We start from the raw sequence: 11,145 nt of genomic DNA, 5'->3' as shown, positions 1-11,145 counted from the left end.
GATCAAAACCGCCGACTGGGTGATCGACCTCGGCCCCGAAGGCGGCGACGGCGGCGGCGAAATCGTCGCCTGGGGCCCGCCGGAGGATATCGTCAAGGCACCGCGGAGCTATACCGGCAAGTTCCTGGCGCCGGTGCTGGCGAAGGCGGGGAAGCCGAGGAAGAGTGGGGCTAGCGAGGCGGCGGAGTAAAAGCACAGAATTCTAAGAGCGCTTTTTGGGGGCTACGGTGGATAGATTTGCGGGATTCCTAACGGATATCTGGACGTATAAGATTTCGCTTGTGCCTGTACTGGCCACGTATCTTTTGTTCGATCTGCCGGCAATCTTTCGCAAGATAACCGGCGTGGCGTATGTGCCAATCTACTTCATTTCTTTCCTTCCGGCCATTCGGACCGCTTGTACGCCCAGTATTTCAACGAAGACTATATGTATGGCGATGGAGCTTTGATGAATGATGAAGAAAAAAAGAAGCTTCGTCACCGCATACAAGCAACCGCAATCATATCGATGGTTTTTGCCACTGTCGTTGCACCATGGTTATGCGGTTTCATCTCTGCATTCTATTTGCCGACAAACCAGTTCAGTGAGTTCCTCTGGTTCTTGATCATCGTTAAAGCGACGCTGATCGCCTGGGTGCTACAAAGACTTCGCGGCGAAAGCGACGCAGTTCGAACAGGCTATTCGTTCTATTATGTGATTATTCTTTATGCTGGCTATCTCTTTCTCGTATGGAGGGGCCTTACTAAAGCGTACGAATGGACCCATACAAACCTCGACTCCAAAGGCATTTCCGGAATAGCGGTAGTGACCGGCCCCCACGAAGTGGTCCGTTTGGAATGTTAGTTTAGAGCCGGCGTCTGCGCCACAAGTTTTGGGGCTGGCCAGACGAGTGCTTCGGGTGCTGGCGGTCGATATCCCAGCGATGAGTGCGGACGCACCTTATTGTAGTGGCGCCGCCAATTTTCGATCACGATCTTTGCCTCCTTCAATGTGTAAAAGATCTCGCCGTTGAGCAGTTCGTCGCGCAGTTTGCCGTTGAAGCTTTCGCAATAGCCATTTTCCCACGGACTCCCGGGTTCGATGTAGGCGGTCTTGGCTCCCACGGCAGCGATCCAATCGCGCAGAGACTGGGCGACAAACTCAGGGCCATTATCTGACCGTATGTGCGCAGGAATACCCCGCGAGACGAACAGTTCGCAGAGTGCCTCGATGACATCGGTGGCCTTTAGCTTCCGCGCCACGCGGATCATCAGGCTCTCACGGGTGTATTCGTCGATGATGCACAGCATCCGGAATGCTTTTCCATCATGGGTGCGATCAGCAACGAAGTCATAGGACCAGACATGGTTGGGTCGCTCCGGCCGCAGCCGGATGCACGATCCGTCGTTGAGCCAGAGACGCCCGCGTTTAGACTGTTTGGCGGGCACTTTCAGCCCCTCGCATCGCCAGATCCGTTCGACACGCTTCTTGTTCACCGTCCAGCCGGCTCGACGCAACAACGCCGTGATCCGGCGATATCCGTAGCGGCCATATTGACGGGCAAGTTCGACGATGTCCGCAGTCAGCGCGGCCTCGTCATCGGGTGTCGTTGGAATCTTTCGCTGCGTTGATCGGTGCTGGCCCAATGCCCGGCATGCCCGTCTCTCGGAGATGCCAAGCTCGGCCGTCACATGATCCACGCACGCGCGGCGGCGGGAGGGGCTTAAAAGTTTCCCTTTGCGGCCTCTGACAGGATCAGCTTGTCCAGCGTCAGATCCGAGACCGCTCGCCGCAGGCGGTTGTTCTCGATCTCCAGCTCCTTCAGCCGCTTCACCTGATCGCCTTTCAGGCCGCCGTACTCATTCCGCCACCGATAATATGTAACTTCCGTTACGCCTATCGAGCGGACCGCGTCGGCAACCTGCCGGCCCTGCGCGATCAGCACATCGACTTGTCGCAGCTTCGCAACGATCTCTTCCGCTGTATGCCTCTTCCTCGCCATTGATCTCGTCCTCCATGGTCAAAACCATACTTCAGGGAGGACCACTTCAAAGGGGGCAGATCAGTACATATGAGCGAGGTACAATATCTTCTGCAATTCGAGATTCGAAATGGACCAATCTCGAAGAATGCAAAGCGTTTTTGCCGCGGATAGCGCCGAAACAGACATCGTTCTCCTCCGCTATCTACATATAAATTGTATCAGAATATTCAAGGAATCTCAATTGGATAGGTGTATGTAAGTAAGCCGTTGTGCACAATCGACAATTCATTTAGTTGACCGATTTCTAGCTAGGCTTATAGCGCCTCAGGTGATTCGCGATAGCTGCCATCGCGACGGACTGCCCTCATTGGTGCGCTGCACGCCTTTGCCGTCATATAATTCCGCAGGCTGGACAGAATGGACCCCGTAAGGTCCGCCAGCGCGTCCTTGTCGGGACTCTCTATGTTGGCGGCTGCCCACGACCCTCCGCGATCTCCCGCGCCATCGACGGCTCTGTGGCCGCCCTGAGAACATCCACGGCGCGGCGGTAGATCGTGCCTCGCTTGAACCACGGGTTCGCCTTCCGTCGCTTCACTGACATGGCCCGCAGGTGTAGCCGGGGTCCAGCATCTTGATGACGGCCTCAACGTGCCGCATCTGCTCAGCCAGGTTGGCGTGCTGTTGCTTGTTCTCAAGTATCTGGCCGCCTAGCTCGGAATGAAGCCGCTCAAGGGTCTGTATCGCCGGTCTGGCGTAGGGGTCTCTTGTTGGTCGTCTTGCCATGGTCGTCTCCTTTGCGGGAGACGTAGCGATGGCCGGTCAAATTTCTTGTGGCGTTTGCGCCATAATACCGCGCTACCGTGCGTAGCAGCCTTCGGCGGAACACAAGGACCCGAGCGCACTCGCTCCCCCCTCGAGAGCGCTCGACCGAGCCAAATCGCCGACTGGACCCAGCCAAGGAGTTTGTTGTTCCTTGCTTGCTACCCTGCAGCCGCATTGATTTCGTGCGGTGAGGCAGTTCGATCCGGTCGAAGACCCTCGTCACCTTGTTTTCTTCCAGGTGGAAGCCCAGCGTACCGGCGCAACGCGTCGGCCATCTCCATGCGGCCGCCGACTCCGGTGATCACCACGTCAACCATGGTGAAGGAGGCGTGGAAGTGGCCGCGCGCCTTGATCTGCTGGACCGGCACACCGGCCGCGGCCAAGGCCTCGGCATAGGCGACGCCCTCGTCGCGCAGCGGATCGAACTCGCAGGTCACCACCAATGCCGGGGGCAGGCCCGAAAGCTTGCCGTGCAGCGGCGAGGCGCGCGGATCGCTGCGGTCGGCCGGCGAGCAGTAGAGGTCCTTGAACCAGTACATCAGCGCGCGCGTCAGGAAGTAGCCAGTCGCATTGTCAGTGTAGGACGGCCGCTCCACCGCGCAGTCGGTGACGGGGCAGAGCAACAACTGGCCCGCGATCTCGGGACCGCCGCGGTCGCGCGCCAGTTGGCAGGTGACGGCGGCGATGTTGCCGCCGGCGCTCCAGCCCGCGACCAGCACCGGCCCGGGCCGGCCGCCGAGTTCGGCCGCGTGCGCGGCGATCCAGCGCGTCGCCGCCAAGCCGTCCTCCGCCGCCGCCGGAAAACGGTGTTCGGGCGCATGCCGGTAGCCGACGCTGACGAAGATCATCCCGCTGCGACGGCACATGTCGCGGCAGAACGGATCGTCGGATTGTTCGTCGCCTAGCACCCAACCGCCGCCGTGGAAATAGACGACGACGGGATGCGGCCCCGGCGTCGCCGGTCGGTACAGACGATAGGGCAGCGGTCCGTCGGCGCCCGGTAGCGTGCCGTCGACGACTTCGCCGACCGGCCGGCCGGCGGGACGGCCGGCATTGAATTCCGTGACGAAGTCGCGCGCACCCTGGGCGCCGAGCGACTCGATCGCCGGCAGCTTCATTTCCTCCAGCATGTTTAGCACGAGCCGGACGTCCGGCTGCAGCCGAACGACCTCGCCGTCGTTGCATTGTTCGGCAACGCCGGGGCCCTTGAGCCTGAAGCCCAGCATGCCTTTGCCGACGACCTCGTTGCAGATGCTGCGGTAGGGACCGACTCCGCCGGTATAGGGCATCACGCCCTGCGGCTTGCCGGGGACGTTGGCGCCGGTGTACCAGGTGTTGGCCAGCCGGTGCAGCGTCAGCGTCGCGCAGTCGGCCATGTGCCGCGCCCAGCCGTCCTGCGCCGCCTCGGTGGCCTCGATCGTTGTGAAGCCGGCCTCGCGCATCGCGACCAGCCGGTCGACCACCCAGTCGACATGCTGCTCGATCGAGACCGCCATGTTCGACAGCACCGAGGGGCTACCGGGACCCGTGATCATGAACAAATTGGGAAAGCCCGACACGGCCAATCCGAGATAGGTCTGCGGGCCATGGGCCCAGACGTCGGACAGCGATTTTCCGTCACGTCCCGTGATCGGATGAATAGCCATGATGGCACCGGTCATGGCGTCGAAGCCGGTGGCGAACACGATGACATCGACGTCGATGGCGCGCTTGTCGGTCCTGATGCCGGAGGCCGTGATCGATTTGATCGGCTCCTGCCGCAGGTTCACCAGCGTGACATTGGGACGGTTGTATGTGGCGTAATAATTGGTATCGAGGCACGGACGCTTGGATCCGAACGGGTGATCGTGCGGACTCAGCGCCTCGGCCGTCGCAGGATCCTTGACGAGACCGCGGATCTTTTCACGCAAGAGATCGGCCAGCAGCGCATTGCCGTCGACGTCGACGCCTTGGTCGGCCCACAACTGGGTCAGCATGTAGACGAGATCGCCGGCCGCCCACGCCTTCTCGAAGCGCTCGCGGCGCTCGGCATCGCTGAGCTGCCAGCTGACTTCGGTCTGTTGCGGCAGCGGCACGCCGGCGAGCGACCAGCGGGCCTGCTCGCGATACGTGGCGCTGTCGCCTTCCAGCAAGGCGACGCGGTCCGCCGGCGCCGGACCATTGTGGGCGGGCAGGGCGAAGTTCGGGGTGCGTTGAAATACTGTGAGTTCGGCCGCCTGCTCGGCGATCAGCGGTATCGACTGGATCCCCGACGATCCCGTGCCGATGACAGCCACGCGCTTGCCGGCGAGCTTGACCTCGTTGTGCGGCCAGCGGCTGGTGAAATAGACCTCGCCCTTGAAATCTTTGACGCCATCGATCTCGGGCGGCTTGGGCGAGGACAGACAGCCGGTCGCCATAATGTAATAGCGGCAGGAAACGGCAGCGCCGTGATCGGTCGTAAGCAGCCAGCGTTCCGCGCCCTGATCCCAGCTCGCCGCCGTGACCCTGGTGCCAAAGCGGATGTCGCGCCGCACATCGTAGCGGTCGGCGACGAAGCCGAGGTAACGCAGGATCTCGGGCTGAGTGGCGTATTTCTCCGACCACTTCCAGGCGCGATCGAGTTCCGGATCGAAGGTGTAGCTGTAGTCGATGGTCTGGATGTCGCAGCGCGCGCCCGGGTATCGGTTCCAGTACCAGGTGCCGCCGACGTCGTCGGCCTCTTCCAGCGCTACCGTCGTGAAACCGGCCTTGCGCAGGCGATGCAGGAGATAAAGGCCGGCAAAGCCGGCTCCCACCACCGCAACGTCGACCGCTTGCGTCCTGGCGCTGTCCGTCTTTTCCGAAGCACGTGCTGCGACCATTGTGTCTGGCATGCCACTCCTCCCGTGCGTTTTATTTTGCCGGCAGGTTATCGCCGCACACTCAGTTTGTCATCAGGCCAATTTCAATCTTCGGTAGACGCATGCGCAGCGACTGCCCGTTCGAAAACGGCCCAAGTGCGATCCGGCGGGGACGTTTGGGAGACAGCTGTCACCATTTGCGTCACAGGCTGTCTCCGGAATCCTGCATCACGACGCTTCGAGTTTCAGTCAACCAATCTGTCGAGAAAGGCGGTTGGAGAGAACGAGGCCGAATATCAGCAGCTTTTGGGAAGAGCGGGCTGGAGACCGGCGGGCACCCATATCCCGCCAATCGGGCGATCGGAGTGATCGAGGGTATTTCGCCTGAGCCTTCTTCGCGGCGGTCCGCTTTTGGCGCGAAGCGGCGGTCCGTGCCGCGCCTCACGCCTTCTTCAAGAACTCCGTGCGCAGCACCAGCCCCTTGACCTTGTCGGTACGGCCCTCGATCTCGTCCGCGTTGTCGGTGAGATGAATGCCCTTGATCACGGTGCCGCGTTTGAGCACCGTGGATGAGCCCTTCAGCTTGAGGTCTTTGATCAATGTGACGCTGTCGCCCTCGGCGAGCAGCGCGCCGTTTGAATCCCTGACCTTGATGTCCATGTGGGTGTCCTTTGAGAAAAAACGTGAAGCGCTCCTTTTCCCTCTCCCCTTGTGGGAGAGGGTGGCTCGCATCGCCAGATGCGAGACGGGTGAGGGGTTCCGGTCTATCGATAGAGCGTAACCCCTCATCCGCGCGGACTTGGCATAGCCGATGCAAAGCATCGGCGTCATATCAAAACGGCGGCCGAAGGCCGCCTACGGCCACCTTCTCCCACAAGGGGAGAAGGGAAGCAGAGCCGCCTCTCTCTAGCCGAGTTCGATCTCGTCGGTAACTTCGTGCGAGAGGTTGATGCCGCCGACGGTCAGGACCATTTTGGCCGGCAGCTTTTCGTTGCCCGAGAGACGGCCGGCGGCGACCGCGTCGCGCACCGCTTTTTCGATTTCGCGCTGCGAGGTGATGCCGACCTTCTTCAGGAATTTGCGCAGGCTGGCGTTGAAGGCGTCTTCGTTCATGGTGGCCCTCGCTGTTTAGGGGTGGTCGGGATGGTTCATCATGTACTCGCCGAGGTCGCGCTGACGGCGGTCGGTGCGCGCGTTGGCATTGGCGCGCTGAACGTCGCGATCCTTGCGGCAGGCGATGTATTCCGACGAACCGGGCGCGACATTGTTGGCGCGGCAGAACGCGTCGTCGTCGCCGCTGGTATCGACCATGGTCGGTTGTCCCCGCTCGAGGCAGCCGGCAAGGAGCGGCGCGACAAGCAAGAGAGCGATGAGGGGTCGTGCGGAGTTACGTCGCATGTTCCATCCGTGATCCAATTTCGTCATTGCCGGGCTTGACCCGGCAATCCATCGAAAACAAGGCGTTAGTTGAAGTGTGATGGATGCCCGGGTCAAGCCGGGTCAAGCCCGGGCATGACGGAAGATGTCGTTCCGAGGCGATGCGAAGCATCGAACCCGGAATGACGATCGGGGCTTCACACCCTGCCCTTCAGCGCGTCGCCGATTTCGTCGAGCACCTTGGGATCCTCGATGGTGGCGGGCATCGCCCACTGGTCGCCGTCGGCGATCTTCTTGATGGTGCCGCGCAGGATCTTTCCCGAGCGCGTCTTCGGCAGCCGGCCGACCGTGATCGCGAGCTTGAACGCCGCGACGGGGCCGAGCTTTTCGCGCACCAGCGCCACGATCTCCTTTTCGATCTCGATCGGACTTCTGCTGACGCCGGCCTTCAACACCAGGAAGCCGCAGGGCACCTCGCCCTTGATGGCGTCCTTGATGCCGAGCACCGCGCATTCGGCGACGTCGGGATGGGAGGCGAGGATCTCCTCCATGCCGCCGGTGGAAAGCCGGTGGCCGGCGACATTGATGATGTCGTCGGTGCGGCCCATCACGAAGACATAGCCGTCCTCGTCCTTGTAGCCGGCGTCGGAGGTTTTGTAATAGCCGGGGAACTCGGTGAAATAGGCTTCCCGGCAGCGCTCGTCCTGCTCCCACAGCGTCGGCAGACAGCCCGGCGGCAGCGGCAGCTTGATCACGATCGAGCCCATGGTGCCCGCGGGAACCGGCCTGGTGGCTTCGTCGACCACGTCGACCTGATAGCCCGGCATCGGCACCGTCGGCGAACCGTGCTTGACCGGCAGGATGCCGAGCCCGACCGGATTGCCGGCGATGCACCAGCCGGTCTCGGTCTGCCACCAATGGTCGATCACCGGCACCTTCAACTGCGCTTCCGCCCATTCTACCGTCGGCGGGTCGGCGCGCTCGCCGGCCAGGAAAAGCGTGCGGAATTTCGACAGATCGTATTTCCGGATCAAGGTGCCATCCGGGTCTTCCTTGCGGATGGCGCGGAACGCGGTCGGCGCGGTGAACAGTGCCACCGCCTTGTGTTCCGATATCACCCGCCAGAACGCGCCGGCGTCGGGCGTGCCGATCGGCTTGCCCTCATACATGATCGAGGTCGCGCCGTGAAACAGCGGTCCATAGATGATGTAGCTGTGGCCGACTACCCAGCCGATGTCGGAGCCGCACCACCAGACCTCGCCGGGCTTGATGCCATAGAGATTGAACATCGACCATTTCAACGCGACCAGATGTCCGCCATTGTCGCGGACCACGCCCTTGGGCTTTCCCGTCGTGCCCGAGGTGTAGAGGATATAGAGCGGGTCGGTCGCCAGCACCGGAACGCAGTCGGCGGATTTTTTCGCGGCGATGGCCTTGGCGCGCAAATCCGCCCAGTCGTGATCGCGTCCCGCCAAGAGGTCGCAAGCCTGCTGCGGCCGCTGCAGCACGATGCAGGCCGCAGGCTTCTCGCTGGAGAGTTTGATGGCCTCGTCGAGCAGCGGCTTGTACTGCACGATGCGGCCGGGCTCGAGCCCGCAGCTCGCCGAGAAGATCAGTTTCGGTTTGGCGTCCTCGATCCGGGTGGCGAGTTCCTTGGCCGCGAAGCCGCCGAACACGACGCTGTGCACCGCCCCGATCCGCGCGCAGGCCAGCATCGCGATCATGGCTTCCGGCACCATCGGCATATAGAGGATGACGCGGTCGCCCTTGGCGACACCGAAATCCTGCATCACTGCCGCCAGCGTCTTCACCTCGTGCAGCATCTCGGCGTAGGTCAGTCTGGTAACAGTGCCCGCCAGCGGCGAATCGTGGATCAGCGCGAGCTGGTTGCCGCGTCCATCCGCGACATGGCGGTCGAGCGCGTTGTAGCAGGTGTTGACCACGGCGCCGGCGAACCAGCGGCCGTACAGGCCCATGGCGGGGTCGAACACCTTTTTCGCCGGCTCGATCCAGTCGATCTCGCGCGCCGCCTCGCCCCAGAAACCCTCGGGATCGGCCAGCGAACGGGCATGGACCTCGTGATACCGGCTGCTCTGGATGTTCATGGCGTCGCTCCCGCTCAACCCGTTTATTTTCTCGTTAAACCGTGGATGGCCGGAACAGGCCCGGCCATGATCAAGATCAATTTGGGCCGATTTCTTGGACCATTGTCACCTGCATTGGCGTCAATTCAAGGCCCCGCGGGGTGGGATAAGCCCCTAATACCGCTCGACCGCCAAGAGATGATCCAGCCGCTCCCGCATGGCCTTTTGCAGGTCGTAGTCCGGCTGGCCGAACGCGGCATGGCGGCGGGCGATGAACTCGTCCTGTTCGCGCTGCAGGGCGCGGCCGGCGCGCGGGCTGTTCGCGGTCGCCGCGCGGACCACCTTGGCGTTCACGGCATTGATCTCGCGGTCGAGATTGGCAAGTTCGGGATTGGCGCAGATCGCCTTCTCCACCGGACGCCTCGCGGTGGCGCAATCAAAACTCGGCTTGTTGTAGACCGCCATCAGCGCACCCAGACGTTCCAGCTCCTGCGCCAGCGATTTGTAATTGGCCCTTGCGGCCGCATGATTCGGGTTCAGCTTGATCGCGGCGCCGAAATCGGCGAGCGCGCGGGGCCGGTCGCCCTTGCGGCGCCAGAGCTCGCCGCGGGCGTTGAAGCTGTCGGCAAGCGTGGGATCGAGCCGCAGCACCGTGTCGTAGTCGCCGATGGCGCGGTCGATCTGGTCCTTGCGATCGTAGGCGCCGGCGCGCGCGATCAGCGCCTTGATACGATCGGTGCGCTGCGTCTTCTCGTTGTTGATCAGCGCACCGCAAATGTCGACGATCTTGTCGGAATCATTGGCGGCTGCCGCAGCCAGGCAAGGCGCGGGATCGGCCTGCGGGTCGGTGGTGGGTTCGGCACCCGTCGCGAACGCGCCGTGCGGCAGCGCAGCCCACAGCAGAGCAGCCATGGCCGCATTTCGGATCAGCGTTGCAGGAAAAAATCGCATACTCTGCCCCGCATCACTCTGTCTGGAGAATCGCCTTTCTTATGGAGGAGGCGCTCGTCAAGCAATAGTAGCGCGGATGGAGACGGCGGATTGCGAATAATTTTTTGAACCATATCGGGCTTCCGAAGACTCAAACTGCATGACAACCATGATCGACAACCATCGCGTGCCTGTCAGCGTTGCGGCACCCGCGCGATACTTCTATTTCCACATGGCGCTGGCCTGCACGGCCGTCGCCTTTCTCGGCTTCGCGCCGACCTACTGGCTGCCACTGGCTTCGGGATCGTTCTCCTCGGCGCCCGTGGTTCACTTCCATGGCCTCTTGTTTTTCGCCTGGACGCTGTATTTTTCGTTCCAGACTTGGCTCGCCGCATCGGGGCGGACAGCCCGGCATCGGACGATGGGCATGATCGGCGTGTCGCTGGCGACCGCGATGACCATCTTCGGGTTCCTGGTGGCGGTCAACGCGATGAAGCGTTCGGCGGCGATGGGGCAGACCGATGAAGGAATCGCCTTTGCGATCGTCCCGCTCAGCGGAATTCTGTTCTTCGCGGTGATATTTGCGCTCGCTATCGCCAGCACGCGCCGGCCCGAAACGCACAAGCGCCTGATGCTGCTGGCCGGCATCTCGATCCTGGATGCGGCGGTGGCGCGCTGGTTTCTCACCTTCCTGGCGCCTCCCGGACCGCCCGGTCCGCCTCCGGTCCCCGTCACCATCGGCCCGGCGCTGGTCGCCTATCTCCTGCTCGTGGTCGCGATCGTCGCCGACTGGCGCACGCGCGGACGTCCGCACCCCGTTTACATCTACGGCGGCGCGGCGCTGGTGGCGGTGAAGCTCTTGAACTGGCCGATCAGCATGACGCCGGCCTGGCATTCCCTGGCGGGGGGCATATTGGCGCTGGCGCAATAGGAAGAGGCAGTACGTCGTCCCTGCGAAAGCAAGGCGAACGCCGGGACGACGAGAAATGTTCTAACAACTAACTCATCTTCAGCGTGATCCCGCCGTCGACCACCAGCTCGATCCCAGTGACATATTTCGACTCGTCGGAGGCGAGAAACAGCGCCGCATTGGCGACGTCCCAGGCTTCGCCCATGTGACCCATCGGCACCTGCGCGTCGCGCGCG

11 protein-coding genes are annotated in these 11,145 nt (G+C 62.3%); 3 read left to right on the top strand and 8 right to left on the bottom strand.

Translation table 11 applies throughout. The features are described from left to right. Together QZ213_RS17130 and QZ213_RS17125 are read left to right on the top strand one after the other, a co-directional pair. A partial coding sequence (locus tag QZ213_RS17130; protein ID WP_291687274.1) for a hypothetical protein occupies positions 1-190 on the top strand: 190 nt, incomplete at its 5' end. A 258-nt stretch (positions 191-448) separates the two neighbouring features. Then, a complete protein-coding gene (locus QZ213_RS17125; protein ID WP_291687273.1) occupies positions 449-844 on the top strand; it encodes a hypothetical protein in 396 nt (131 codons plus the stop codon). On the opposite strand, the gene QZ213_RS17120 is transcribed toward QZ213_RS17125, so the two are convergent. From QZ213_RS17120 to QZ213_RS17090, 7 genes are all read right to left on the bottom strand, one after another. Next, a protein-coding gene (locus tag QZ213_RS17120) for an IS3 family transposase (protein WP_291687272.1) occupies positions 841-1,982 on the bottom strand; the annotation gives its coding sequence in 2 pieces (ribosomal slippage) (positions 841-1,718 and positions 1,718-1,982; 1,143 coding nt in all). The two genes, QZ213_RS17125 and QZ213_RS17120, sit on opposite strands and share 4 nt — an antisense overlap. 962 nt (positions 1,983-2,944) lie before the next feature. Continuing rightward, positions 2,945-5,641, bottom strand: a complete 2,697-nt coding sequence (locus tag QZ213_RS17115) for an alpha/beta hydrolase fold domain-containing protein (RefSeq protein ID WP_291687271.1) — start codon at positions 5,639-5,641, stop codon at positions 2,945-2,947. Positions 5,642-6,049: 408 nt separating this feature from the next. Further along, positions 6,050-6,268: an alkylphosphonate utilization protein gene (locus QZ213_RS17110; protein ID WP_291566789.1), complete on the bottom strand. Its 219-nt coding sequence runs from the start codon at positions 6,266-6,268 to the stop codon at positions 6,050-6,052. Between the two features lie 246 nt (positions 6,269-6,514). Further along, positions 6,515-6,721 carry a DUF6494 family protein gene (locus tag QZ213_RS17105; protein WP_291687270.1) on the bottom strand — a complete coding sequence of 69 codons (207 nt, stop codon included), beginning with the start codon at positions 6,719-6,721 and terminating at the stop codon, positions 6,515-6,517. A gap of 15 nt (positions 6,722-6,736) precedes the next feature. Next, entirely contained in the window at positions 6,737-6,919 is a 183-nt protein-coding gene (locus tag QZ213_RS17100) for a hypothetical protein (RefSeq protein ID WP_291687269.1), read from the bottom strand. Between the two features lie 263 nt (positions 6,920-7,182). After that, positions 7,183-9,090 carry a propionyl-CoA synthetase gene (locus QZ213_RS17095; RefSeq protein ID WP_291687268.1) on the bottom strand — a complete coding sequence of 636 codons (1,908 nt, stop codon included), beginning with the start codon at positions 9,088-9,090 and terminating at the stop codon, positions 7,183-7,185. 153 nt (positions 9,091-9,243) lie between these two features. Continuing rightward, entirely contained in the window at positions 9,244-9,981 is a 738-nt protein-coding gene (locus tag QZ213_RS17090; protein ID WP_291687267.1) for a hypothetical protein, read from the bottom strand. A gap of 178 nt (positions 9,982-10,159) precedes the next feature. On the opposite strand from QZ213_RS17090, the gene QZ213_RS17085 reads away from it, so the two are divergent. Next, positions 10,160-10,930 carry a hypothetical protein gene (locus QZ213_RS17085; protein WP_291687266.1) on the top strand — a complete coding sequence of 257 codons (771 nt, stop codon included), beginning with the start codon at positions 10,160-10,162 and terminating at the stop codon, positions 10,928-10,930. 67 nt (positions 10,931-10,997) lie between these two features. Here QZ213_RS17085 and QZ213_RS17080 read toward each other — a convergent pair. Beyond that, positions 10,998-11,145, bottom strand: a 148-nt coding sequence (locus QZ213_RS17080; protein ID WP_291687275.1) for an SDR family oxidoreductase, incomplete at its 5' end; no start/stop codon positions are given.

This window comes from Bradyrhizobium sp., assembly GCF_017881085.1.
In the GTDB taxonomy this organism is placed as follows: domain Bacteria; phylum Pseudomonadota; class Alphaproteobacteria; order Rhizobiales; family Xanthobacteraceae; genus Bradyrhizobium.
The sequence above is the reverse complement of the archived record's forward strand: the minus strand, read 5'-3'. Positions and strand labels throughout refer to the sequence as shown.